The sequence below is a fragment of the Occallatibacter savannae genome (assembly GCF_003131205.1).
GTDB classification, from domain to species: Bacteria; Acidobacteriota; Terriglobia; order Terriglobales; family Acidobacteriaceae; genus Telmatobacter; species Telmatobacter savannae.
This window is the reverse complement of record NZ_QFFY01000005.1, coordinates 522,243-547,386: the sequence shown is the minus strand read 5'-3', so window position 1 is coordinate 547,386 and position 25,144 is coordinate 522,243. Positions and strand designations below refer to the sequence as shown.

Annotated in this window: 22 protein-coding genes and 1 tRNA gene; 8 read left to right on the top strand and 15 right to left on the bottom strand. The window is 59.6% G+C overall.

All coding sequences use genetic code 11. The annotated features are described in order from the left end of the window. The first annotated feature begins 160 nt into the window (after positions 1-160). Complete coding sequence (locus DHV10_RS20330; RefSeq protein ID WP_109488207.1) at positions 161-1,009, top strand: hypothetical protein; 849 nt, start codon at positions 161-163, stop codon at positions 1,007-1,009. Then, positions 1,006-1,695: a CDP-alcohol phosphatidyltransferase family protein gene (locus DHV10_RS20325; RefSeq protein ID WP_239461955.1), complete on the top strand. Its 690-nt coding sequence runs from the start codon at positions 1,006-1,008 to the stop codon at positions 1,693-1,695. Before DHV10_RS20330 ends, DHV10_RS20325 begins: the two co-directional genes overlap by 4 nt. Position 1,696: 1 nt before the next feature. Here the strand turns inward: DHV10_RS20325 and DHV10_RS20320 are convergent, their stop codons facing one another. From DHV10_RS20320 to DHV10_RS20295, 5 genes are all read right to left on the bottom strand, one after another. Next, positions 1,697-4,360 (bottom strand): ABC transporter permease, encoded by a 2,664-nt coding sequence (locus DHV10_RS20320; RefSeq protein WP_109488205.1) that lies wholly within the window; start codon positions 4,358-4,360, stop codon positions 1,697-1,699. Between the two features lie 2 nt (positions 4,361-4,362). Next, positions 4,363-4,722, bottom strand: coding sequence for a PadR family transcriptional regulator (locus tag DHV10_RS20315; RefSeq protein WP_109488204.1), 360 nt, complete (start codon positions 4,720-4,722; stop codon positions 4,363-4,365). 89 nt (positions 4,723-4,811) lie between these two features. Further along, positions 4,812-7,199: a penicillin-binding protein 1A gene (locus tag DHV10_RS20310; protein ID WP_109488203.1), complete on the bottom strand. Its 2,388-nt coding sequence runs from the start codon at positions 7,197-7,199 to the stop codon at positions 4,812-4,814. 226 nt (positions 7,200-7,425) lie between these two features. Further along, positions 7,426-8,619, bottom strand: a complete 1,194-nt coding sequence (locus DHV10_RS20300; RefSeq protein ID WP_239461954.1) for a S41 family peptidase — start codon at positions 8,617-8,619, stop codon at positions 7,426-7,428. A 156-nt stretch (positions 8,620-8,775) separates the two neighbouring features. Beyond that, positions 8,776-8,852, bottom strand: a tRNA-Met gene (locus tag DHV10_RS20295). A gap of 151 nt (positions 8,853-9,003) precedes the next feature. Here DHV10_RS20295 and kdsB point away from each other — a divergent pair. Both kdsB and DHV10_RS28045 read left to right on the top strand, forming a co-directional pair. Further along, a complete protein-coding gene (kdsB, locus tag DHV10_RS20290; protein WP_109488201.1) occupies positions 9,004-9,750 on the top strand; it encodes a 3-deoxy-manno-octulosonate cytidylyltransferase in 747 nt (248 codons plus the stop codon). 270 nt (positions 9,751-10,020) lie between these two features. Continuing rightward, positions 10,021-11,070 carry a bifunctional transcriptional activator/DNA repair enzyme AdaA gene (locus DHV10_RS28045; protein WP_204101484.1) on the top strand — a complete coding sequence of 350 codons (1,050 nt, stop codon included), beginning with the start codon at positions 10,021-10,023 and terminating at the stop codon, positions 11,068-11,070. 139 nt (positions 11,071-11,209) lie between these two features. On the opposite strand, the gene DHV10_RS20275 is transcribed toward DHV10_RS28045, so the two are convergent. The 4 genes from DHV10_RS20275 to DHV10_RS20260 all read right to left on the bottom strand — a co-directional run bounded on the left by DHV10_RS20275 (position 11,210) and on the right by DHV10_RS20260 (position 13,751). Beyond that, on the bottom strand, positions 11,210-11,413 hold the full coding sequence (locus DHV10_RS20275; protein ID WP_109488199.1) for a hypothetical protein: 204 nt from the start codon (positions 11,411-11,413) through the stop codon (positions 11,210-11,212). A 68-nt stretch (positions 11,414-11,481) separates the two neighbouring features. Then, the gene (locus tag DHV10_RS20270) at positions 11,482-12,231 is read right to left on the bottom strand and encodes an SDR family NAD(P)-dependent oxidoreductase (protein ID WP_109488198.1); all 750 of its coding nucleotides are present in this window, start codon (positions 12,229-12,231) and stop codon (positions 11,482-11,484) included. A 184-nt stretch (positions 12,232-12,415) separates the two neighbouring features. Continuing rightward, positions 12,416-12,763, bottom strand: a complete 348-nt coding sequence (locus DHV10_RS20265) for an ArsR/SmtB family transcription factor (protein ID WP_109488197.1) — start codon at positions 12,761-12,763, stop codon at positions 12,416-12,418. Between the two features lie 55 nt (positions 12,764-12,818). After that, entirely contained in the window at positions 12,819-13,751 is a 933-nt protein-coding gene (locus tag DHV10_RS20260; RefSeq protein ID WP_109488196.1) for an ArsR/SmtB family transcription factor, read from the bottom strand. Positions 13,752-13,828: 77 nt separating this feature from the next. Between DHV10_RS20260 and ahcY the strand changes: the two genes are divergently transcribed. Both ahcY and glsA read left to right on the top strand, forming a co-directional pair. Next, complete coding sequence (ahcY, locus tag DHV10_RS20255; protein ID WP_109488195.1) at positions 13,829-15,253, top strand: adenosylhomocysteinase; 1,425 nt, start codon at positions 13,829-13,831, stop codon at positions 15,251-15,253. Between the two features lie 247 nt (positions 15,254-15,500). Further along, the gene (glsA, locus tag DHV10_RS20250; protein ID WP_204101483.1) at positions 15,501-16,511 is read left to right on the top strand and encodes a glutaminase A; all 1,011 of its coding nucleotides are present in this window, start codon (positions 15,501-15,503) and stop codon (positions 16,509-16,511) included. 15 nt (positions 16,512-16,526) lie between these two features. Here glsA and DHV10_RS20245 read toward each other — a convergent pair whose 3' ends face one another. The 3 genes from DHV10_RS20245 to DHV10_RS20235 form a co-directional block, all read right to left on the bottom strand. Next, positions 16,527-17,114 carry a hypothetical protein gene (locus DHV10_RS20245; RefSeq protein WP_109488194.1) on the bottom strand — a complete coding sequence of 196 codons (588 nt, stop codon included), beginning with the start codon at positions 17,112-17,114 and terminating at the stop codon, positions 16,527-16,529. Positions 17,115-17,187: 73 nt separating this feature from the next. Beyond that, positions 17,188-17,958: a glutaminyl-peptide cyclotransferase gene (locus tag DHV10_RS20240; protein ID WP_239461953.1), complete on the bottom strand. Its 771-nt coding sequence runs from the start codon at positions 17,956-17,958 to the stop codon at positions 17,188-17,190. Positions 17,959-18,071: 113 nt separating this feature from the next. Next, positions 18,072-18,689, bottom strand: a complete 618-nt coding sequence (locus tag DHV10_RS20235) for a hypothetical protein (RefSeq protein WP_162601714.1) — start codon at positions 18,687-18,689, stop codon at positions 18,072-18,074. A gap of 282 nt (positions 18,690-18,971) precedes the next feature. Between DHV10_RS20235 and DHV10_RS20230 the strand changes: the two genes are divergently transcribed. Then, positions 18,972-20,375, top strand: coding sequence for a M48 family metallopeptidase (locus tag DHV10_RS20230; protein WP_162601713.1), 1,404 nt, complete (start codon positions 18,972-18,974; stop codon positions 20,373-20,375). On the opposite strand, the gene DHV10_RS20225 is transcribed toward DHV10_RS20230, so the two are convergent. Continuing rightward, positions 20,360-22,345 carry an LssY C-terminal domain-containing protein gene (locus tag DHV10_RS20225; RefSeq protein WP_109488191.1) on the bottom strand — a complete coding sequence of 662 codons (1,986 nt, stop codon included), beginning with the start codon at positions 22,343-22,345 and terminating at the stop codon, positions 20,360-20,362. The genes DHV10_RS20230 and DHV10_RS20225 overlap by 16 nt on opposite strands. Then, positions 22,342-23,169 carry a hypothetical protein gene (locus DHV10_RS20220; RefSeq protein ID WP_162601712.1) on the bottom strand — a complete coding sequence of 276 codons (828 nt, stop codon included), beginning with the start codon at positions 23,167-23,169 and terminating at the stop codon, positions 22,342-22,344. The genes DHV10_RS20225 and DHV10_RS20220 overlap by 4 nt, the downstream gene beginning before the upstream one ends. Before the next feature lie 33 nt (positions 23,170-23,202). On the opposite strand from DHV10_RS20220, the gene DHV10_RS20215 reads away from it, so the two are divergent. Next, entirely contained in the window at positions 23,203-23,787 is a 585-nt protein-coding gene (locus DHV10_RS20215; RefSeq protein WP_109488189.1) for a hypothetical protein, read from the top strand. Here DHV10_RS20215 and DHV10_RS20210 read toward each other — a convergent pair whose 3' ends face one another. Continuing rightward, a complete protein-coding gene (locus tag DHV10_RS20210) occupies positions 23,788-25,095 on the bottom strand; it encodes an NCS2 family permease (protein ID WP_109488188.1) in 1,308 nt (435 codons plus the stop codon). It lies immediately after the preceding gene. Positions 25,096-25,144: the final 49 nt, after the last annotated feature.

Genomic DNA, 25,144 nt, shown 5'->3' with positions numbered 1-25,144 from the left:
CAGTTTAACCGATGTCCGCCTCTGAGCTGGGCACTGAACGGCTGGTACAACTCCGTACAAACGTCGTGGATGGAGGCGTTTAGACGGTGAGGTTCATTAGTGACGCAAGGGAGCCCCTGAGTATTGCGCGATACGACGGTGCCGTGGGAGATTGCGAGATATGCAGATGAGGGGTCGAGGGTGGCGCGTATGCGTGCTGATTCTTCTGGTGTGGGGCTTCGTTGCGGCTGTGCCAGACGGCAGGGCGGAGGCGCCGCAGAAAGCAGTGAATGCATTTGAGACGTACGTCGCCAACGTTGAGGCCCGGCTTGGGCAGCAGCATCGTTCAACTGCTGGGTTCCTGGCTGAGGTTAAGTCGGACGCGAACAGGCCCGGTAATCCGGGAGAGCAGTTGCGACGAGGCCAGGTCGTGATCGAGAAGCTGACGCCAGACAAGGGTGAGGTTCCGGGAGGGATGCTGCATGACTGGAGGGGAACCGCGTTTGTTGAAGGGGCTACAGCGGCTGACTTTGAACAACTGATGAAGAACTTCAGCAGCTATCCCCAGATGTACTCACCCGAGGTGGTACGGGCAAGGATTGTCTCTCCTCAGACCCGGCCTGTACCCGACCAGTTCACAGCCGAGATGCGGGTGAAACAGAAGCACGTGATCACGGTGGTGATGGACACGACCTATGACGTGACGTTTGGACGGCTGGATACGAGGCATGGGTACAGCACTTCAAGAAGCACGAGAATTTCTGAGATCGAGGATGCGGGTACGCAGAAGGAGCGGGTGCTTGCGCCGGATAAAGAGCACGGCTTTTTGTGGCGGCTGAACACGTACTGGAGTTACGAAGAACGCGACGGCGGGCTGTACATGCAGATCGAGTCGGTGTCGCTGACGAGGGGAATTCCAGCCGGGCTGGTTTGGGCCATCGGCCCGTTTGTGGAGAGCGTACCGCGCGAGTCGCTTGAGTTCACCTTGCGGAATACATGCAGGGAGCTGACGAAGAGGAGAGGGCAATGAGTACGGCTATGGCAGGGTCTTCGGGATTTGCGACAGCGCGACGGGTCAACCAGTCTCTGACTGCGGCCGCGGAGAAGCGGGCTTTGACGTGGATGGCGGAGCGGCTTCCCGTCTGGGTCACCTCCGATGGATTGACTCTGCTGGGGCTCGGCGCGCAGATCGGGGCGGGTGTGTTCTATGCACTAGCTGGCGTGAACAGGTACTGGCTGACAGCGGTGATCGGATGCATCGTGCTGAACTGGTTCGGAGACAGCATGGATGGAACCTTGGCGCGGGTAAGGAATCAGCAGAGGCCACGTTACGGGTTCTACGTGGACCACGTTGTGGACATCCTCGGAGCGACCGCTCTGATGTGCGGACTGGGGCATTCGGGCTTTGCACACTGGCCGGTGGCGATCGCGATGCTCGTGGGGTTTCTGCTGCTGTCTGCAGAGAGCTATCTTGCGACGTATACGCTCTCGCGCTTTCAGATGTCGCAGGGGGTGTTTGGGCCGACAGAGATTCGGATTCTACTCATAGCCGGGAACCTGGCTCTGCTGCGCAGCCCGTATGCGGTGCTGTTTGGGCACCGGTATCTGCTGTTCGATGTGGGAGGCGTGATCGCGACGGTCTCGATGGTGGCGATGGCGGTGGTGATTACGGCGCGGCATACTGCGGAGTTGTATCGGCAGGAGCCGCTGCCGTAGATCATTCCGTTCGGAGCGCCTTCAGCGGGTCGACGCCGGCGGCGCGGCTGGCTGGAGCGGCGCTGGCGACGAAAGCCACGATGATGACGCCCAGGATCGCGAGCGCGAAGGTGAGCGCATCGACAGGCTGCACGCCGTAGAGAGATGAAGAGAGTGCGCGTCCCATCACAAGAGCGAGTGGAACTCCTGCAAGCACTCCGACAGCGGTGAGCAGGAGGTTGTCGCGGAGGATCATCCACACGACCTGGCTACGACCCGCGCCCAACGCCATGCGGACGCCGATCTCCGCTGTGCGGCGGTTCACACGATAGGCAAGCGTTCCATAAAGGCCGGTGGCGACGAGGACGACAGCGAGCACGCCGAAGCACCCGGCGAGCCGCGCAAAGAGAGTCTGGCTGGAGATGGTGAGATCGTATTGGGCGCGCTGCGTCATGGGCTTGATCAGCGGAAGATTCGGGTCCAATTGCTGGACAACCTTGCGCGCGGAGGGGAGGATGGCAAGCGGATCGCCGTGGACGCGCATCTCGACATCCATTCTTCCGACGATGGGAATCTGCGCGTATTCGTACCATGCCATCGGGATCGGTTCTTCATCGATGCTGCGGTACTTGTGATCCTTGACGACACCTACGACAGTCATCTGATAGCGTCCATCTTCGGTGCCGATCCTGTGGCCGAGTGGATTGCGATTGGGGAAGAAACGCTTTGCGAACTGTTCATTGATGATGCCAACGTGAGGCGATGTTTCGGTGTCGGAGTCGGCGAAGTCGCGACCGGAGAGAACTGGTACGCCGAGTGTGGTGAAAAACGCGGGGCCAACGACGTTAGCGCGGACGGTTCGAGAGCTGCCGTTGGGAACATCGGGCAGCCGACCATCGACGGTCATGTCGCTGTTGTTGGATGACCAGGAGCCAATTCGCTCTTCCATGAAGGTGACGGATTCGACGCCGGGGAGTTGGCGGAGCCTGGAAATCAGATCGACATAAAAGGCCTTTCCTTGCGGGACCGAAGTGACGTGCGGATTCAGCCCAAAGACGACGAGGCCTTCGACACGCAGGCCGAGCGGGGTGTTTTCAAGATTGCGGAGGGTGCGGATGAGCAGGCCGGCACCAACAAGCAGAACGACGCAAAGTGTCATCTGCAGGGCTACCATGATGCGCGCAGCCCGCGACCGGCCAGCCTCAGTGTTTGAAGTCGCAGCTGACGTCTTCAGGCTTAACGCCGGCCCCGCGGAGAGTGCGATGCGAAGAGGCGCGAGACCGAAGAGAAGCGCCGCCACAACCAGCGTGACCAAAGCGAAAAGCAGAACTGTGCGATCGGGTGCGAGGCTGGCTTCGATCTGTGCCCATGAAGCGAGTGCGCGAGTGGCAAGAACCGCGAACGTCCATGCCAACAAGCCGCCTGAAATGACCAGCACGAGGCTTTCGGCGAGCAGTTGACGCAGAAGATCGCGACGTCCCGCACCGAGAGCGAGCCTCATGCTGAATTCGCGCCGCCGGGTTGAATTACGCGCCATCAGCAACATCGCGACGTTGGTCAATGCGATGAGCAGAACAAAGCCAACCATGGCCATCAGCATGCGTAGAGGACGGCCGTATTCCTCGCTGTACCCGGGAAATCCCCGCGCTTCCTCAAACTGAAGAGTAGGCGGCCTCTCACCGGCCGCCGGAGTACCGAGGCCGATGTACGCGGCTCTCTGGAACAGCGGGTTAAGAGCGGAAGCCGCCTGCTGTTTGCTTACACCAGGCGCGAGACGGCCGATCAGCCGCAGGCACCACCAGGTTGGATTGGTGATGTAGATCTTGCCGTCCTCGACGGCGTTTCCATAAGCGTTCAGTTCAGGGCGGCTTTGCAGCGGGATCCAGAAGTCCGTTGACCCGCCAGCTTCGAGGCCCTCGAAACCTTCGCCGGATATGCCAACGACTGTGAAACCGACGCCGTTGACGAAGAGCGTTGTACCGAGCACGCCGGGATTTCGCGAGAAGCGGCGCGTCCAGTAGTTGTAGCTGATCACCGCAACTGGAGCGTGCTCCTTCTCCTCCTGCTCCGTGAAGCTGCGCCCGTGCGGGATCTTAACGCCCAGGCCGGTGAAGAAGGCGCCGCTGACCATGTCGCCGCTGGCTTCCTCGGGCTGTGATCCGTAGCGCACTGCGACCTTATTCACAGAGAGAGGGACGTATGCGATTACATCGGAGAGGGCCGAATGCTGATCGCGCAGTGCCTGATAGACAGGGTAGGAAAAGGTCTCTCTGGAACTGATAGTACCGGTGCCTTTGGGGACGTTGGTCGTCCGGAGGTAGACCAGGCGGTCGGGATCGGACACCGGCAACGAGCGAAGGAGAACAGCGTTCATGACGCTGAAGACGGCGGTGTTGGCCCCGATGCCGAGGGCTAGGGTCAGGACTGCTGTGATGGCGAAGCCGGGACTGTGCGCGAGAGATCGAAGCGCGTAGCGGAGATCGCGGACGATGCTATCGAGAGCCTGAATGCGGTCGCGCAGGTAAAAACGCTCCTGTGCGGCGCGGACGCTGCCGAACTCGACGTGGGCCCGGCGGCTGGCTTCTTCGGGGCTGAACCCTTCTGAGCGCAGTTCTTCCGCTTCGAGTTCGAGGTGGGAACGGATCTCTTCGGCGAAATCCTCGGCACTGCGCTTCTTCTTCGGCATGCTCAGCCCTCCTCACGCTGCGGTTCGAGGATGAGACCCATGGCGCGCGTGAGGCGCTTCCACTGGCTGGTCTTCTCGAGCAGTTCGGCGCGGCCCTTTGCTGTGAGCGAGTAGAAGCGAGCTTTGCGGTTGTTCTCGCTGACGCCCCACTTCGCGTGAATCAGATTCTTGTCTTCGAGGCGCTGGAGGGCGAGATAGAGGGAGCCGTGATCGACGAAGAGAACTTCTTCGGACTGGCGCTGGATGGAACGGGCGACTCCCTGACCGTGGCAGGGGCCAAGGAGGAGTGTTTTGAGGATCAGGAGATCGAGGGTGCCCTGAAGGAGGGCGATGCGATCGTCGTTGTTCTCTTGGGTCGGCATTCGACACGAGTATCGGCCTAGCTTGGGTCGGATGTCAACACGAGTGTGACGAACAGCGGACGGACGAAGAACTCGGTTGAAGTAAAAACCTAGCGAGCGGAGGGACGTGCGGGGGAAGGCTGCTGAGGTTTGGCGATCTGCGCTGGAGGCAGAGTGGGCTTGATAAGCTGACCGCCGGCATGGGGTTGGGCCCCTGAGTTGACCGACGGCGAAACTAGCTGGGAAGGAGCTTGTTTCGTAGCAGAAGATGCTGGAGACGGGGATTGCTGGTGAGGGGCGGCAGACAGTTGCGGCAGTGCTATGGGTCGCGCGGTTTGTGCGAGCGAGGCTTTCTGAATCGTTGAATCCTCTACGTCGCCGGGGAACTGCTCATCGTCTTTGCCGGTGATGGCGACTTTCATGATCTGCATCCAGATGGGGAGGGCTGCGCGGGCTCCGGTTTCCTTTTCGCCGAGAGATTGACGGCTGTCGTAGCCGACCCATACGCCGCAGGTGACCGACGGAGAGAAGCCAAGGAACCAGGCGTCGGTGTAGTCGCTCGTCGTGCCCGTTTTGCCGCCGAGAGGATGGTTCATCTGCGCGACGGCTGCTCCGGTTCCATGCGCGGTGACGGCGCGAAAGAGCGTCATCATGGTGCGGGCGGTCTGCTGACTGATGATCTCGTCAACGGCGGGTGCGTCTTCCCAAAGCGTGATGCCATCGGCGTTAGTGACTTTGCGAATGAGGCGCGGCTTGACGCGAATGCCGTCGTTAGGGAACACGGAGTAGGAAGTGACCTGCTCTTCAAGGGTGATTTCGGCCGCGCCGAGTGCGACGGGAAGATAGGCGGGAATGTCCGTGGTGACGCCGAACTTGTGGGCCGTTTCAATGACCTTGCGAATGCCGACGCGGGCTGCGAGTTTGACGGCGGGAACGTTGCGCGATTCCGCGAAGGCGTTGGTGATGGTCATCGCGCCCTTGAAGTCGTTCTCGTAGTTGTGCGGCGCATAGCTGCCGAAGCTGACAGGAGCGTCGACGATGATGTCGTCGGGCTTGGTACCCTCTTCAACGGCGGTCGTGTACACGTAGGGCTTAAAACTGGAGCCGGTCTGGCGCTCGGCCTGCGTGGCGCGATTGAATTCTGAAGTAGCCCAGTCGCGGCCGCCGATCATGGCAAGGACATCGCCGGTGGTGTTGTCCATGGCAAGGACGGCGCCCTGGGCACCTGAATCCTGTTCGAGAGTGGCGCGGCGGGCCAGGCCTTCGAAGGCGTCGGCAAGGTGCACGTAAATGATGTCATCGGCTTTCACGAGGGCATCGGCGTTGTGTTGACCGGTCCAGGCCCAGTCCTCGGGCATGAGCACTACGGGATCGGGACCGATACGGGCATGTATCTCGAGGGGGCGCACCTCGGTGACCAGCACGTGAACATAGTCACCGGCGTGCGAAGCGGTGGCCCAGTCAGGGTGCTTATAGTCGTCGAGGGTTGCGCCATTGGCCAGAACGTTTTCAAGCTTGCCCTTCCAGCCGTGGCGGCGTTCGTAGGCGGCGAGACCATCTGCGAGCGCCTTGTTGGCTGTCTTCTGGAGGTCGAGATCGAGTGTGGTCTGGACGCGGAGCCCGGCTTCGTGGACCTGCTCGGTTCCGAACTTCTTCTCCAGTTCCCGACGGACCTCTTCCTGGAACCAGGGAGCGACGGACATCTCCGGCTGGTTGATGTGCAGACCGAGGGGTGACTTACGAGCCTGATCGGCCTCCTTGTGCGTAATGACACCGTCGGACTCCATTTCGCTGATGACGAGGTTGCGACGGCGGAGCGCCTTTTCGGGATTCACGAGCGGCGAGTAGGCGACGGGGCCTTTCGGCAGTCCGGCGAGGAGAGCGGCCTCGGTAAGCGAAAGATCTTTGGCGTGCTTGCTGAAGTAGAACTGCGAAGCGGCTTCAAAGCCGTACATGCCGCTGCCCAGGTAGATCTGATTGCCGTAGAGGGTGAAGATCTGCTCCTTGGTGAAGGCGCGCTCGATCTGAATGGCGAGCATGGATTCCTGCGCCTTGCGGGCTGCGGTGCGATCTGCAGAGAGAAACAGGTTACGCGCCAGCTGCATGGTCAGGGTGGAGGCTCCCTGTGCGCGGCCGTGGGAGCGCAGATCGTGGACGAGGGCTCCGGCGATGCGGAAGACATTGATGCCCCAGTGGGAATCGAAGTTCTTGTCTTCGATGGAGATGACTGCCTGGCGAAGGATGGGAGCGAAGTCGTTGTAGTTGACGATGACGCGCTTTTCGAGCGCGAAAGACCCGATAATGCGACCTTTGGCATCGTAGAGGTCCGTCATCGTGGAAGGGCGGTAGCGCTCGAGATCGTTGATCTGGGGCAAATTGACGGAGAAGACGAGCATGAGACCGGCAAGCGAGCCGGTGATGATGGCGAGAAGCAGCAGAACAATGAGGGCTGCACGGCCTGCAAGCTTCGGCTTGCCCCGCGGCTGCTTGCTGCGCATTGGCTCGGGCCGCAAGCGGTGGGTTCGGCCAAGGCCGGACGGGGGCACCGAGTGTGCAGAGGGGGCAGCCAAGACAGAAGCCTCGATGGCAATCCTCTCGGTTCAGGCGGTGGTGATCGCTGAAGGGGGAATGCCTACTCTCAAGGCTAGCATGGGTTCAAATCGGCTGCCGTGCGCACGGACGGCCGCGAACCATGGGGTGCAATTTGGGAAGATGCGGGCCTAATTAGCTATTTTTGGCCTTGAGCAGTTCGAGCGCCTTATTGAGGGTTTCGTCGCCCTTGTTGGTCTGCGGCGTGTCGTCGTCCACGTCCTCGTCCTGGTTCTGACCGACGAGAACGGTGGGCGCAACGGCTTCGTCCTGAATCTTCTTGCCGTCGGGTCCCTCGTATTTGGCGACCGTGAGGAGGAGAGCTGCACCGTCGGGAAGCTCGATGGTCTTCTGGACCGAACCTTCGCCGAACGTGCGCTCACCGACAACGTCGCCGCGCTTTGCACCTACTATGGCATCGGCTGCGATTTCAGCCGCGCCGTAGGTTCCGCGGTTGACGAGGACCGAGACAGGAGCACTGGTCAGGAACTTTGAGGCATCTGCGCTAAAGGTCTGCTTGGGGAATTTCTGACCTTCAAGGACAGCGATTGTGCCCGAATTGATGAAGAAGTTGGCTAGGCGGATCCCCTGCTCTGGCTCGCCCTCGGAGACATCGCGCAAATCGAGGAGGATTTTTCGAGACTTTCCAGCTGACTTGATCTTGGAGGCAAGCTGATCGACCCGGTCAGCGCTGAGAGATCCGGGCTTGAGGTAGAGGATGCTGGCGTTCTCGTACTGCTGCTCGCTCATTGCAGGAGCGGGTACGACGCTGCGGGTAAGGGTGAGCTTGTCCGGATCCGGCTTGCGGGGGCGAACGACCGAAAGGACTACTGTGCTGCCGGGCTTGCCCTCAAGCATCAGGCGGATGGCGGCGAGCGAGAGCTCCCGGGTGGATGTGTCGCCGATGGACTCGATGACATCGCCGTCGCTCAGGTGCTCGCGGTCGGCGGGAGAGTTGGGAACGACGCTGACGATGGTCGCATAGCCGTAGCGCTTGGAGACGGTGACGCCGATCTGGGCGACACCGGAGGTGGGACGATCCTTGTAGATCTTGTACTCGGTGGGTGTGAGATAGCTGGAATCGGCGTCGAGGGACTCGAGCAAACCGTGGAGCGCGCCCGTGGTAACGGTGCTGATATTGGGCTCGGTGACGTAGTCGCTCTGGACTCTTTTCAGGACTTCCGCATAGACGTGCATCTGGCGGTAGGCACCATCCTGCTCGGCGTGAACGCCAAACATGCCGAACTCGCCGAGGGCAAAGCCGAGGCCCAGGGCGGCAAATATGGTTGCAGCTAGAACAAAAGACAGGCGCTGAAAGAATCGAGACACACACACCACCGGTACGGCCCATTGGGTGGAGAGCGGGCCGCTGTTATATAGACGCAATGATAGCGCAAGGGGTGATTCGGAGGGGTGAGAGAACAAGGATCAGAGATCCGCAATGGCCGGCGAAAGTAATGGCTGTGGAAGGAGGCGGGAGGCTTCTGGTGGCGGGGGAGAGAATCGAACTCTCGACCTTGGGGTTATGAATCCCACGCTCTAACCATCTGAGCTACCCCGCCGGAGGAGACGAGCTGAACGCGCGGGCACTCCCGACGGCGTAATGCTTCGCCACTGTTGATGATACGGGTGATCGGAAGGCTGGGTCAATTCCTGACGAGCCGGTCGTTTGGCGCAGGTAACCGGGCTGGCTAGTCCTGTAGACTCGCGTGCATGAGCAGGTTACGGATTGCGGGGGTGATTCCGGCGCGGCTCGCGTCGACGCGGCTGGAACGAAAGGTCCTGCGGGGGCTCGCCGGCCGGCCGATGGTGGAGTGGGTATGGAGGGCGGCCGCGGGGAGCGGGCTGATGGATCCGGTTGTGGTGGCGACGGACTCGGACGAGGTCGCGGGGGTTTGCCGGGACCGAGGGATCCCGGTAGCCATGACCTCGACCCACTGTGCGAGTGGTTCGGATCGGGTGCGTGAGGTGGCGCGGCAGATCGAGAGCGATGTCTACGTGAACATCCAGGGAGACGAGCCTACGTTGACGGCAGGGTTCTTCCCTCCCCTGCTGGCGCTTTTTGAGCGGCCCGAGGTGCAGGTGGGCACGCTGGCGGTGCGGTGCGCGGCGAGTGACGTACACAATCCGAATGCGGTGAAGGTGGTTACGGCTCTCGATGGGAAGGCGCTGTACTTCTCGCGAGCGACGATTCCCTACGACCGGGACAGCTCGGGGTTCTCCGGGTACCGCAAGCACCTCGGGATCTACGCATATCGCCGGGCAGCGCTGGAGAAGTTTGCGGAGTTGCCGGGGGGCTGGCTGGAGTCGATTGAAAAGCTGGAGCAGCTGCGGCTGCTAGAGGCGGGGATGGACATCTACGTTGCCAGCGCTCCGGCGGACACGATCGGAGTCGATACGGAAGAGGATCTCGTACGGGCAGAGGCGGTGCTGTTTTCGCGCGAGGCGAGCGGGCAGTAGCCAGTTGTCAGTTGCCAGTTGGCAGTTGTCAGTTGCCAGTTGGCAGTTGTCAGTTGCCAGTTGGCAGTTGTCAGTTGTCAGTTGCCAGTTGCCAGTTGTCGGTTGTCGGTTGTCGGTTGTCGGTTGTCGGTTGTCGGTTGATTCTGTTCGGACGCGAAGGCGACAGCTAATTTTTTGAGAATTGCGCGCAAGAATCGGAGTGTACTGGAGTCGCGGATCGCCCAGTATGAGTGCATGACGAACAACCTTCAACTTGCAGCAGTCAGGACGATGGCAGAGAGCCTAAACGAAATCGATGCGGAGCGAGCCTGGCAGCAGCTCTGCGAGCGCGACCGCAACGGGCGTTTCTTCTACGCTGTGTTGACGACGGGCGTTTTCTGCCGGCCAGAGTGCAAGAGCCGGCGACCGCTGCGGGACAACGTCCGGTTTTTTGCAACGACGGATGAGGCGCAGAAGGCAGGGTTCCGTGCGTGCAAGCGATGCAAGCCTCTTTCGGCCGCATCGGGCAAATCTCTGGAGCTGATTCGCAGACATCTCGAGAGCAATATCGATCGTTCAGTGCCACTGGCGGAGCTTGGCAAAGTCGCCGGAATGAGCCCGTTTACGGTGCAGCGGGCATTCAAGCAGGAGATCGGTGTGAGTCCGCTGCAGTATCAGCGATCGCTGCGAGCAAGCCGGCTGCGCGACGCCCTGAAGCAGCAGGGCCGCGTGACCGACGCCATCTACGACGCCGGGTTTGGTTCATCGAGCCGGGCCTATGAGGGCACGCAACTGGGAATGACTCCTGCCAGGTTTGCGCAGGGCGGCAAAGGAGAGCAGATTCGCTGGTGCTCGGCCAGGTCGCCGTTCGGTTGGATGGTGGTGGGCAGCACGGATCGAGGACTGTGCTGGCTGTCTCTGGGATCGACACGCGAAGAGGCGGAGGCGAGTTTGCGCGAGGAGTTTCCGGCGGCCGAGTTGCGCAGAGATTCTTCTCTTGCAGAGATGGTGGATGCGGCGCTGGCCAGCGTGCGCGAGGGTTCCGATCTTACAAAGCTGGGCGCACTGGGAGCGGGACTCGATTTACGAGGAACGGTGTTTCAGCTCAGGGTGTGGCAGGCTCTGCGGCAGATTCCGCGCGGCGAGACGCGGAGCTACAGCGAACTGGCGCGTGAGATGGGCGAGCCAAACGCGACGCGCGCGGTGGCGCGAGCATGCGCGACGAACCGCGTAGCGCTGATTGTGCCATGCCATCGTGTGGTGGGATCGCATGGATCGCTAACGGGATATCGGTGGGGCGTGGAGCGGAAGAGGGAGTTGCTGGCCGCGGAACGGGACTGAGCTTCCAGGTCACAGATTCGAGACACTTCGGCTCCGCCTGGTGCAAGCTCCGGGGCCACCCAAGAATCATGGACCGGTTGAGTTTTTTGGTTTCCCACCCAAGCAGGGCTTGGATGGGAAACCCGAGTTCATTGTCTTATCAGCAGGTTCCGTGGCGTTGGACGTTGAGCCAAGTCTTTTCCGGCTGGGCTGCTTCTGCCTGGTAGCTCCAGACAGAACTGGTCGACTGAGGATCATCGCAGGATTTGCTGCGAATGGATGGACGGCGAAGAAGATCGCCGGCCCTGGCGGCAAGGATTCCAAAAGCCGCGACGGAAAGAGTGGAAAGAATGCTGTGAACCATGATTGCTTCCTTTGTGAGGTGCAGCGTGCATTCCGGCCTCCAGATCGTGGAGCCGGAATGCAGTTCGCTTACAGGCGGAAGCCGCCGGCAGCGTAGATGGCCTGGCCGTTGATCCAGCCGGAGTCGTCTGAGGCGAGCAGTGCGGTCGCAGTGGCGATGTCCTTTGGCTGGCCGATGCGGCCGAAAGGAGTGCGGGACTCTGCGAGTTTCTGGAAGTCGCTTCCGATGAATCCAGCGGCGTGCGCGCCCTCGGTTTCGATCATTCCGGGATTGAGCGAATTGACCCTGATTTTCTTGGGACCAAGTTCCTGGGCCAGAGATGCGGTAATGGTGTCGACTGCGCCCTTGGTTGCGCTGTAGACGCTGAGGTTTGCCGCGCCATCCTTGACGACAGAGCTGATGTTAATCACGCTGCCACCCTTCGGGTTGAAGTGGGCCACTGCGGCCTGGGTAACGAGCAGGAGTCCGAGAACATTGATGTTGAACTGGCGATGGAAGTGTTCGGGGGTGATGGCTTCGAGAGGACTCGGCTCGTAGATGCCTGCGTTGTTGACGAGGATGTCGATGGGGCCGAAGGTCTGGACGACCGTTTTGATCAACGGGCTGATGGAGGCCGGGTCGGCAACGTTGGCTTGCACAGCGATGGCTTTACCGCCGGCCTGCTTGATTTCGGCTACGACCTTGTCCGCGGCTTCTTTGCTGCCTGAGTAATTAACCGCCACTGCGGCGCCCTGCGAGGCGAGTTCCTTTGCGATTGCGGCTCCGATGCCCTTGGATGCGCCAGTTACCAATGCGACTTTGCCCTGAAGTTTGCTCATTTTCTGATCCTCCGATCGGTTGCTGTCCGGCGCCGTTCATGTTCGACGTTTCGACAACTATCGAATTGATGTGGGGAGCGGGGAATGGATTCAGCAGGATTGTGGATTTTTGAGTTTTTAATCTTTTAGCGTGTCAGCGGCGCTTCGCACCAAGCGAGTTAGCGCGTTAGCGTGTCACACGCTGTCAGCGGGTGGGACAGCCGGCGGGGCTCAGGGATTGAAGGTAGGTGGATAAGGCCTCGAGGACTCCGGGTTTGATGGAGAGGAAGGCAAACTTCCCTTCTCTGCGGACGTCGATGAGGCCGCTGGTCTGGAGCTCTTTGATGTGATGGGAAAGAGTGGCGGGAGCGATGGAGAGGGCTTCGTGAGCAGCAGTGCAGCCGAGGGGACATTGGGAGCGCGCGATGGTCTCGAGGAGTTCGAAGCGCTTGGGGTCAGAGAGGGCTTTGAGGATAGCGGTGCGCTGAGCGCGGGTGAGGCGGACCGGCTTGGGGGGCTCGGTGGGGGTCGGTTCTGGTTTACGCGTTGGCATGTCTACTTCGGTGGATTGGATGCAATGGTAATGCACGAGGACTGTTCACGCGCGTTCACTGCGCTTTGCGGGCGACCGCGAGCAGCGTCTGGAAGTGCGGTGGCTTGTCTTCTTTGTAGACGACGGACGTGTGAGCTTTCGAGAAGCCTGCATCTTCGAGCATGGACTCGAGTTCGGCTTCGCTGAAGCCGAGCCACTCGTCGGCGTAGATATCGCGGGCTTCTTCGAAGCGGTGCTTCGCGAGGTCGAGGATAGCGATGCGACCGCCGGGCTTGAGGATGCGGGCGGCTTCGCAGATGGCCCGGTCGGGATGCAGCGCGTGGTGGAGCGATTGCGAGAAGAAGACGAGGTCGACCGAGGCGTCGTCGATGGGGAGTTCTTCCATGTCGCCTAGACGATAGTCGACGTTCTTGACGTGATTGCGGCTGGCTTGCTCGCGGGCAAACTCGATCATTTTTGCGGAGGCGTCGACGGCGATAATCTTTTCGGCGCTCTGAGCGAGGAGGAGCGAGAAGCTGCCATCACCGGCGCCGAGATCTGCGATGGTTTGCGGAGGCATCAGGCGGAGAAGGGCTTCGGCCATCGCCTTCCAGGATTTGCCGGGGACATAGTCTTTGCCGAGGCGGCCGGCGACGCTATCGAAGAAGGCGCGCATCTTGTCCTGGCGCTTCTTGACGACGCGACGGGCTGTAGCGCGGTCGTGGGGCGCCTCAGGGATCTCTTTTTGGGCACGAGCCAGGAGGTCAGTGAGGACGTCGTTCCCGTTGCCTGACGTGAGGCGATAAAGGCTGTTCTTGCCGATTCGGCGGTCCTCAACGAGACCGGCCTGCTTGAGCTGGGAAAGATGGGTGGAGATGGTGCTCTGGCCCATAACCAGGATTTCCTGCAGCTCGGCAACGGAAAGCTCTTCGGCTTTGAGGAGCAGGAGGATGCGGAGCCGATTGGGGTCGGCTACAACGCGGAGCATTTTCACAATTGACGCGGCCATGGGTTTCTGGTACATATCAATATATCACGATTCGTCGATGCATTAGGTCGTCGATCTCGCCTACTAAGGAGAACTGAATGGCTTCCTCAACCCTCGAACTTACCGAATACAAAGTTGCAGATCTCTCGCTGGCTGATTGGGGCCGCAAAGAGATCTCCATCGCCGAGCACGAGATGCCGGGCCTTATGGCCATCCGCAACAAGTACGCAGCCGATAAGCCGCTGAAGGGTGTTCGCATCACCGGCTCCCTGCATATGACCATTCAGACAGCGGTTCTGATCGAGACGCTGGTGAGCCTTGGCGCCGAAGTTCGCTGGGCCAGCTGCAACATCTTCTCGACGCAGGATCACGCGGCGGCAGCGATTGCGGCCAGCGGCGTTCCGGTGTTCGCGTGGAAGGGCGAGACGCTTGAAGACTACTGGGAGTGCACGTACAAGGCACTGAGCCACAAGAACGGCAAAGGCCCGGAGCTCGTCGTCGACGACGGCGGCGACGTTACTCTGCTCATCCACAAGGGTTATGAGTTGGAAGAGGGCGACGACTGGGTCAACACGGCTTCCGGCAATCACGAAGAGCAGGTGATCAAGGATCTGCTAAAGCGTGTTTATGCCGAAGACAAGCAGCACTGGCACAAGGTTGTGAAGGAGTGGCGCGGCGTCAGCGAAGAGACGACGACCGGCGTGCACCGCCTCTACCAGATGATGGAGAAAGGCAAGCTGCTGGTTCCTGCGATCAACGTGAATGACTCCGTAACCAAGTCGAAGTTCGACAACCTGTATGGCTGCCGCGAGTCGCTGGCAGACGGCATCAAGCGCGCCACCGACGTGATGGTGGCGGGCAAGGTTGCCGTGGTTTGCGGATATGGCGATGTGGGCAAGGGCTGCGCGCACTCGCTGCGCGGCATGGGCGCTCGCGTGATTGTGACGGAGATCGACCCAATCAATGCACTGCAGGCGGCCATGGAAGGCTTCGAGGTTACGACGGTTGAGGACACGCTGGGGCGCGGTGATATCTACGTGACCACCACAGGCAACGTGGACATCATCACGCTTGAGCACATGCAGAAGATGAAGGACCAGGCGATCGTCTGCAACATCGGACACTTCGATAACGAAATTCAGATCGATCGGCTGAACAACGACAAGACCGCGAGGAAAACGAACATCAAGCCTCAGGTGGACAAATACACATTTGACGACGGGCACGAGATCTTCATGCTGGCTGAAGGCCGCCTGGTGAATCTTGGTTGCGCGACGGGTCACCCGAGCTTCGTGATGTCGAACAGCTTCGCGAACCAGACGCTGGCACAACTCGACCTATGGAAGAACAAGGACAGCTACAAGGTCAACGTCTACACGCTGCCGAAGAAGCTGGACGAGGAAGTGGCAAGGCTGCATCTGGAAAAGATCGGCGTGAAGCTGACGAAGCTGTCGCAGCGCCAGGCGGATTACATCGGCGTGCCGGTGGAAGGGCCGTATAAGCCGGAGTTCTACAGGTACTAAGAACCAGTTGTCAGTCGTCAGTCGTCGGTTGTCAGCTTTCAGTTGGGCCGGGAGAGATCCCGGCCCGCTTCTTTTTGGAAGCGGCGAATTTCTTTATGCGTTCCTGATTTGGATTTCATTTGTCTTGCTTTAGGATGGCGACACTTAACGCTCGCATTCGCTGAACTGAAGCGCTCCTGAACAGCGAGTTTCCCGCGACTCTCGGCCGCGGGTTTCCGCTTTCCTTAAGACAGGTGGGGTTCGAGAAGTGACGAATTCACAGCACAGTGGAAGTGTCTCCAGCGATGTATCGCCGTGGCTGGGCGCGCAGATTCAGAAGGTGATCGACGGTATCTATCGCAAGTACAAGGACGTCGATGACGGGGCGGTGGCGACCTATATCCCCGAGTTGGGCAAAGCCGATCCAAAGAAATTCGGGATTTGTCTGGCCACGGTTGAGGGAGAAGTCTTCACTGCGGGCGACTGGGACACGGAGTTCACGATCCAATCGATGTGCAAGCCGTTTGCGTTTCAACTTGCGATGCAGCGGCATGGCACTGAGGAGACTCTGCGCCACGTCGGTGTAGAGCCGAGTGGCGAAGCCTTCAACTCCATCGAATTCGATCAGAAGACGGGCCGCCCCTTCAATCCCATGGTGAACGCAGGAGCGATCGCAGTGTCGTCGCTGATCAAGCAGAAGCCGGTGCAGGCTGGGATCGAGGAGTTTGTCGACAAGATGAGCGACGCTGCGGGGCGCAGGTTGCGCATCGACCATGCTGTGCTGGCGTCTGAGACCGCGACGGGAAATCGCAACAGGGCGATTGCGTACATGCTTCTCAACTCTGGGATCATTGACGATGAGGTGCACGAGACGCTGCACCAGTATTTTGCGCAGTGCTCGATGCTGGTGAACTGCAAGGATCTGGCGATGATGGCGGCAACAATGGCCAACATCGGCAACCAGCCGCTCACGGGTAAGCCGGTCTTCGACTTTCAGTACCTGAAGTACGTTATGGCCGTGATGTTCAGCTGCGGACTCTATGACTATGCGGGCAACTGGGCCTTCGAAGTAGGTCTGCCGGCGAAGAGCGGCGTGTCGGGCGGGATCTTTGGCGTTGTGAATCGACAGTTCGGGATTGCAGTGTATTCGCCGAAGCTGGATGCGCAGGGAAACAGCGTTCGCGGAATACTCGCTTCAAAGGAACTGGCGAATCACCTTGGGCTGCACGCATTCGACTTCAGCAATGTGGGATCGACGTTTGTGCAGGCCCTGCTTTAGGACGAGAGTGACTCTTCAGCTTTTGTTTCCGAAGAGCCGGTTCCACAAACGCCAGGGGGCGCTGTGCAGCAGATTGGTTTGCTCGGCTTTGAGCGCAGCGTACGACTTCTTGACATAGATATCGAACTCCGGCGGCCAGCCGATCGTGGAGCGGCGCTCGGTGAAATCCCCTTCCGCCCATTTGGCCATCACGGCCTTGTAGCCCACGACATGGGTGACGAAATCGAGCAAGCACTGCGGCATGCGCTCTTCGACCACGAGGTAGGCTTTCTCGATGATGATCTTCTCGCGAATGTCATTCAGCGGCATGAAGATGGTGTTCATCCAGAGAATCCACTCCTTCAGTTCGGAGTCGAGGATTGGCTCACTGACGGTCTTACCCTGGCGGTTGAGCAGGGATCGGTACGCGATGTTGCCCGCTTCCGATGCGACGTAGAGGGGTCCGTAAAACTCGTTCAGCCGCTTGTTGACCAGCTCCAGTTTGTCGCGATGCTGATTGAGCATTCGCGCACCAATGATGGTTATCAGGTACCCGGCAAATGCGATGCTGATGGTAATAAACAACGCATCGTGAAAGATGCTCGGAACCGACAAGACGTCCATGGGTATTCCTTCGGCCAGCAGTATAGCCGGGCGGAACGAGCCCGCTTGTGATGCGGAGCATGGGGGAATGAGTCTATTTTCTGTGCCGAGCCGAGGCAGATGTGTTCGAAGTGACCGCGATCTCGAAGACCTTGGGCCAGAGCTTGCCGGTCACGAAGAGGCGGTCGTGCTGAGAATCGTAAGCGATGCCGTTGAGCACGGCCTGATCGCTGGAGAGCTGATCGCGAGGCGTCAGGCCTTTCAGGTCGATCCAACCAAGTACGCGCCCGTTGGCTGGAGAGATGCGCGCGATGCGGTCGGAGTACCAGACGTTGGCGTAGATCTCGCCGTGGATGAACTCGAGCTCGTTTAATTTGGTCACGAGCTTGCCGTGATCCTTCACCGTGATGCGCCGGACTTGTTTAAAGGTATCTGGATCGAAGAACCGCAAGTCTGCAGTTCCATCGCTGAGGATGAGGGACTTGGCATCGTGCGTCAGCCCCCAACCTTCTCCTTCGTAGCGAAATGTGCGCAGGAGCTGGAAGGTCGCGCGGTCATAGACGAGACCGATGTGCGACTTCCAGGTGAGTTGAACGAGAGTGTTCTTCCAGTCGGTGAGCCCCTCTGCGAAGTACTGATCGGACACTAGCTGCATGCGGAGGATTCGCCCGGTTTCGAGGTCCTCTTCGCGCAACGTAGATTGACCCTGGATTCCCGTGCTCTCGTAGAGATGGCCATCGATGTAGAGAAGCCCTTGCGTGAATGCGTGCTCGTCGTGTGGATAAGCTTGGAGGATCCGATAGGTTGCTGATCCGCCATTGGAAGCGAAGAACAACGTCATCGCGAAGACGAGGAAGAAACGCATCACTTTCGATTCTAGAGCGTTCCGCCGTCGTTCCCAACGCGCGTATAAACGTGAGTGGTCGTCGCCAAACACCAGGCGACGACCGACCACTTCTCAACTTCATCAGAGTTGGATCAGGGAAGCTGACCGCTGAATGCCTTGCACGAAACATTCGGGTGCCAATTGACAAACGCGCCGTTCGGATTCTCTTTCCATGCCCAAACGTGCAGGGTGTAGAAGGGCGGCAGCCCAAACCGGTTGGGAGACTCGAAGTAGTGAAAGAGCTGTCCCATCAGTTGTGGTGGATTCCCAGGATGAGCCTTGTCCCATGCATCGGCAAAGAGGATGTAGTCTGCACCGATCAGGCGCAGCCCCCCGCCCTGAACAGGTTCATAGATGACGATCTCTGGCCGAGTGGGATCGATGTCGCCGTTGGGCAGCGTGGGCGGTTTTGTCAGGTACTCCTGCTTAACAAAATGCAGGCCCATTGCGCCAGAGTCTGGCCCCGTCACACAGCCAAACAGCAGATTGTACTGTTCGCTTTGCGCCACGCTCACATTCTTGAATCGCTCCGTTGATTCGCGCACGATAGAGAGTAGTTGCCCCTGTTCGGGAGACAACTCTTGCTGCTGAATCAATGCGTGTGTGTGACCCGCTTGCGCATGCCCATAGATCACGGGCGTTGCGAGCAGAGTCGTTACTCCTAACAGAGCAGCCCGCGCGGCTGCGGTTACCGCCTTTACGTACCTCATCGTGTATTTCTCCTCTTTGTTGATTGCTGATACTGATCCCGACGCGAAGGGCCCAATCTCTTGGTTGAGACAGGACCAATCGTGCCCAAGGGAAAGCTGATCGGATCCAATCAACTTCCAATATCTGCGTCTTCCGCGCGGACCACTTGATTCCACCACCCGGATCATTGCCCCAGACGCCCAATTCCGGGTTGCTGGGCGCTTGCTGCCAGCTGCATGCAAACGAGCGGACCCCGGTTTAGAATCGAGTCACAAATCTCCCCCGGTTATTCAGGAGGGCTTATGAGTCGTTGTCTGCTTGTCTTTGCTCTCATCGTTCCTTTCGCTGCGTACTCCCAGAAGGTTCCCAAACAGTCCCAGGTCAATATCCAGAAGACGTCCCTTTCGCGCGACCAGGAGATGCAACTCGGCAAGCAGTTTGCCGGGCAGGTAGAGCGCGAAATGGAGGTTGTCCACAATCCCGATATCGAAAAGTGGCTAAACCAGATTGGGCAGAACCTCGCGAAGACTCCGCAGGCAAACGCCTATCCCTACTACTTCAAGCTGGTGAATGACGACTCCATCAATGCGTTCGCGCTGCCAGGCGGGCCGATGTACGTGCATACCGGTTTGCTGAAGGCCGCGGACAGCGAGGGCGAGGTGGCAGGAGTGCTGGCTCACGAGATGTCGCACGTCGCGCTGCGACACAGCGCCGCGCAGATCAGCAAGCAGCAGACCTACGGAACGCTCTTCCAGATCGTCGGACTTGCGGCCGGTACACTCACTGCCGATCAGAATGGGCAATGCGGAATGGTCTGCCAGATCACGCAGGCGGGAACGAGCCTCGGCCAGAATTCATTGCTCATGAAGTTCTCGCGCGGTTACGAACACGACGCAGACTTGAACGGTGCGCGCATGATGTCGTCGGCCGGCTACGATCCAATTCAGCTTCCGCAGTTTTTCGAAAAGCTCGAGAAGACGCAGGGAACGGCAGCCGAACCAAAGGGCCTGGCGCTATGGATGGCCTCGCATCCGGCGACGGGCAGCCGCATCAAGTATGTGTCAGACGATATCCAGTTCTACCCACAGCGCACTTACAAGGCGAGCACTGGAGATTTCGCGAGGATCAAGAAGATCGTCGCGACGGTTCCTCCTCCGAAGCCACAGCCAGGCAAGCTGATCCAGCCTAAGGAGAATGCAAGCGGCCGGACCACCGTTCCGGCGGGAATGAAGGATTATCCCGCGAATGGATTTTCCATCGCGTATCCCTCGACGTGGCAGGCGGGACAAGCAGAACCCGGTGGCAGCCTGTATGTGGTGCCGCAGGGCGGGGTGTCGAAGGGCCAGAACGGTGGGGTGGAGCTGGTTAATGGCGCCATGATCGACTACTACGTGCCGCAGGCAGGAGCGGGGAGCACCAATCTGGACGCGAGCACGAAGGAGTTCCTGGATGGGTTGCAAAAGGGCGATCCGAATTTGAAGACCGAGAAATCGCAGCGCGTTCAAATCGGAAACAAGACGGCGCTGAAGACGCGTCTCACGACGAAGGTCTCCGTGCAACAGGATCCGGATCAGGTGGTTTATCTCTACACCATCGCGCGCCCGTCGGGCTTGTGGTACGCCGCGCTCGCGGGCCAGAAATCAAAGATGAGCGATCTGGATCCGATCTTCACGCAGATGGCCGGCACCATTCAGTTCCCGGACTGATGATCGAGATCGTTCGAGACGAACCGAATCAGCGATTCGAGCAGTGCCGCCCGGGGATAAGTTGTCTTGTCCATACCGGAGCGGATGCTTGCGTCGGGTGATTTGTCGAACGGCAGCGCAACGGCAAAGTGGTCAGCAAGGGCCGCTCCCAGGAACTTCGCACCCGGCACAATGGCGTCGTCGCGAAGAAGCTGGCCGTCTTCAGCCGATCCATAGGAGGAGAGCACGCGCCAGGTCTGGAGCAGGGACTTTGACGTCGTTGATTGATCGGACTTGGCGATGAGCGAATAGGTGGGCACGGGTGACGTGGGATGCGCCGTGAGGAAGGCTTGTCGTGCCTGGCGCTGAAGGCTTTTGAAGCCGGTGGAGAGATCGCCCTGACAGCTCTTCATCGGAACAGTGTGCATGTATTTTTCTGCAATCGATGGCAGGAGATCCGCGACGGGTGATCCGCCGGATGCTCCGGCGACTGTGACGAAAGCGGCGACCTTGTCCGCAATTCCCTGCTCCTGCGCCAGCGCTACCTGGATGTCGGGTCCGCCTTTGCTGTAGCCCACGAGGATGTACTTGCGAGCGTCACCGGCGCTGTGCTCGCGCAGATAATTCGCAATCATCTTTGCGTTGGATTCGCTGGAGTCGTTAGGAACCTGAAGAAGTTCGACATCGACACCCTCGGCTTTCAGGGTGGCCTGCCCTTCCTGAAATGCGGGCGAATCCGCCACGCAAGAACTGAGGATGCCGGGAACAATGAGGACGCGATATTTCTTCGACATCGGGGAGAGGCTTACGTCTTCCTTTCCGGGTGAGTCGATGTAGCGGGAGCATGGACCCCAGTCCCCGCCTCCGGGATTCTTCTGCTTCAGAACGGAGCAGAAGACATCGCCGAAGCCTGCCGAGACGTTGCCGACATCGTCAGAAAGGTAAACGAGCAGAGTTCGACCGTCGGATTTGAACTCCGTGCCTGTTGCTGTGCGTGCGGTGGTGACGGGGTCTGTGGGCGTGATGTAGTCAGTCTTCACGACCATGCCGGTCTGCGTGAGGCTGTCGCGGATGTAGTCGCGCTCGCCGTCGACGTTGGGATCGATCTTGTGCGTGATTCCGTTGTTTCGCTGGTCGCGGTCGAAACCGATGTCGTGGGTGCCAGCCCCGGCCCAGACAGTCTGGCCGTTCAGCGTTTGCGGAACTTTCCAGATGCGGAAGTGATGCCGCGAGGCGACAACGCGGAGCGGGTCGGCCTGGGCATAGCCGAAATCCTGCGCGCGGCCGAAGAGACGAAGTTCGCTCATGGGCAGCGTGACGTAGGCCTCCTTCGACAAGCTGGCGAAGATACCGCGCACGATCGCGTCTTTGTCGCTGCGATCGACCGCGACCCAGCCCGCGGCCTTGAGAGCGGCCTGTACGCGATCCTGCGAGCCGATGAGGATGAAGTTGACGCGATCGCCGGGAGCATCGTTGGGGTCACTGACACGGCGCGGTATGGAGTCGATGAGCGACTGCGGAAAAGCAGGAACATGCACATTCTGGCGCGCGGCGGCTTGCGCAGTGGTTGCCGCCTTTCGTTCAACCGTGACGTGATAGGAACCTGTTGCCTGGTCGAGGCTCATCTGGTTGATGGAGAGAAACAGCCGGCCGGTGACGGGAGCCTGGCTGTTCATCAACTCTCCGATCAGGAAGGGGCGGGCTGCTTCGATGGATCCGATGCGACCGACGAGCGCGCCGCGGCCTGCGGAGTTGACGGGCAGGTTGCGAAGGAGATCGGCGAAGCCTCTGGGCAGGCCGGCGGGGCTGTTGGGCTGTTGCGCATTCGAGTACTGCAGTTGGCCGGTAGCGCTAATGTGCAACGAGTCGCCGGCGGTGACGTCGATATTTGTGTCGATCCAGCCGGCTCCTGGCTGGACATCGAATTCATGAGTCTGCGCGGAGAGCGGAATAGCGCACACGATAAGCGTTAAGAGTAGGGCGCGGATCATGGCTGAGGTCTCCTTGCGATTGCATCGAAAATATACTGCTCAACGCGGTTCCAGACAACTGGGTCGAGTTCCATTTTTGTGTGGCTTCCTCCGAAGACCCGACGAGCTTTGGATGCGTTGGACTCATCTACGGAGCGAAACACGTAAGTAGATTCGAAGTTGCCGAGGATTGAGGTTCGTGATGGGTCGGCGGCACGGATGCGCGCTCGGCCGTGAATGGTTGTGAATGGATCGTGCTGATAAAAGTTCACGGCTGCTCGAACATTGGAAGGAATGATGTCGTCGTGGAAGCCAACGCTGTCGATCTGGATTGTGAGAAGAACCGGGATGCCCAGTTTCTGCAAGTCGCGGGCTGTCGCGATGGCAGCGGCGCCGCCCCAACTTTGACCGAAGAGGATGATGCGGGCATCGGTCTTCTCTTCCGGGTCAAGACGTCCGTTGCGATTGGTATCGAGAGCGCGGCGGATCAGTTGGAGTGCGAGGGCACGGCGGTGGTTCGAGATGGATTCCGCATAGACGCCAGGCTGTTCACGAAGTTTGAGAATAAGCCGGCGAACGCTCCGGTGCGGATCATCCCAGAGGTCGTATCCACCGAGAAAGCCGATGACGAGAGTGGATCCCGGCGGCAGGGGTGCAGGGGTCGCGAGTTGGGAGAAGTGCTGCGAAAAAGAGACGGTTGCGCTGAATACAAAGAGAAGCGTGGCGGTGCAGAGTATCAGGATCCGACGGTTCTTGATGATCTGCAGCATGATGAGGTAGATGGTAAATCGGGCAGCCTGAATCGGGGGTAGAGTACTCGACGCTGCACGCCGTTCTGAATTCATGAAGCGAAAAGGTATAGTCGGGTACAGAGCGCTATGGACATCCTGCGTGGTTGGGTCATTGGTTTAGCCGCTGTGAGCTTCTGGCAGGGATCGACGGCTCAAGTTCCTGGAGGCGTTCAGAAGCCTAATGCTGCAGCGCTGGCGGAGTGGCGGGCTCGCGTGCCGGAAATTCAGAAGTTACTCGAGGCAAGCGACGAACAGAATTGTCGAGGGGCACCGGCTCCAGAGATCGTTGATGCGTTTGGATCGAGCAAGGAGGGTCTGTCGGTTGCGCTCGTTGACTACTGCTCTGGAGGTGCCTATACGGACTCGCTGATTCCGATGTTGCTCGTTGAAGGTAAACCTGCGCAGGCGCGGTTCCGAGGTGCAAACGGCAAAGCTATTCGAGTCGAGTTCATGAGTGGCGCGTCAGCTATGCACTCGAGATTCGTGGAACTTGGTGCAGAACAAAAAGCTATTTACGACCGCTTCACAGAAAACGATGGCGCAGGAAAGGTCGCGAGTTGCGGCGTCAAGGCCTACGTCTGGAATGCGCAGAGCAGGACGTTCGATCTGGACTTTCGGTTATCGAGAACGGCCAGCGCTGACTACTGCCGGCGTTTGCGCGCCAAGCAGTAACTAGCTCGCGCCGAGGTAGATGAAGCGCAGGGCAAAGAGGACGGCCAGCGTGTAGAGGAGCCAGTCCTGGCGGCGTCCGTTGCCGGTGGCGAGATGCAGAACTGCCCAGGCGATGACGCCGAAGCCGAGACCGTTGGCGATCGAATAGGTCAAAGGGATCAGGACCAGCGTAAGAAATGCGGGGATGGCGACCAGGGGCTCGTGCCAGCGGATTTCAGTGATGGTGGCGAGCATCATGGAACCAACCAGAATGAGCGCGGGAGCGGTTGCGGCGTTGGGAACGAGGCCGACGAAGGGGGCCGCGGCCATGGCGAGGAGAAACATCAGCCCCGCGACAATGGCGGTGACGCCGGAGCGTCCGCCTGCGGCTACGCCTGCGGTGGATTCGACGTAGCTGGTGACGGTGGAGGTTCCGGAGAGCGATCCGAAGATGGTAGAGGCCGCATCGGCAAAAAGAATCCGATTGAGACGGGGAATGGAATGATCCGGGGCGATGAGACCGGCTCGTTTGGTGACGGCGACGAGCGTTCCGAGATTGTCGAAGAGATCCACGAAGAAGAAGACGAAGACGATCTCAAGCAGTCCCCTGCTGAGGGCTCCGCGAAGATCAAGTTGCAGCGCGGTCTGCGTCAAGTCGTGGATGCCGATGCTCTGGCTCGTCCAGTGCACCAGACCGATGCTCCAGGCGATTGCGGTTACAGCGACAACTCCGATGAGGATTGAGCCGCGGACTTTCTTCACCTCAAGCGCGACCATCAGGATCAAACCGAAAATGGCGAGGGCTGTGGCCGGGTTGCGGATGTTGCCGAGGCTGACCAGAGTTGCGGGATCCGCGACGACGAGGCCCGCATTGCGGAATCCGATGAACGCGATGAAGAGACCGATGCCGCTCGCAACCGCGGCATAAAGTTCGTGAGGAATCGACCTGAGAATCATCTGGCGGATGCCGGCGGCAGTGAGCGCAAGAAAGAGCACGCCGGAGATGAAGACGGCGCCGAGCGCAGTTTGCCACGGCACGTGCATCTTGAGGCAGACCGTGTACGTGAAATATGCGTTGAGTCCCATGCCGGGGGCGAGAGCGATGGGATATCGCGCCACTATGCCCATGAGCAGCGAACCGAACGCAGCAGAAAGACAGGTAGCGGCAGTGGCGGCGTGAATGGGAACGCCGGCGGCGGAGAGAATCGCGGGGTTGACGAGCACGATGTAGGCCATCGTGAGGAACGTGGTCACGCCGGCAAGGATTTCGGTGCGCCAGTTTGTGCCCAGCTGGCGGAATTCGAAATAGCGTTCCAGGGTGGAGAGCATTGGCTGCTTTCAGGAGAGCATATGGACGGTCAGATCGAAAGTGATTTGT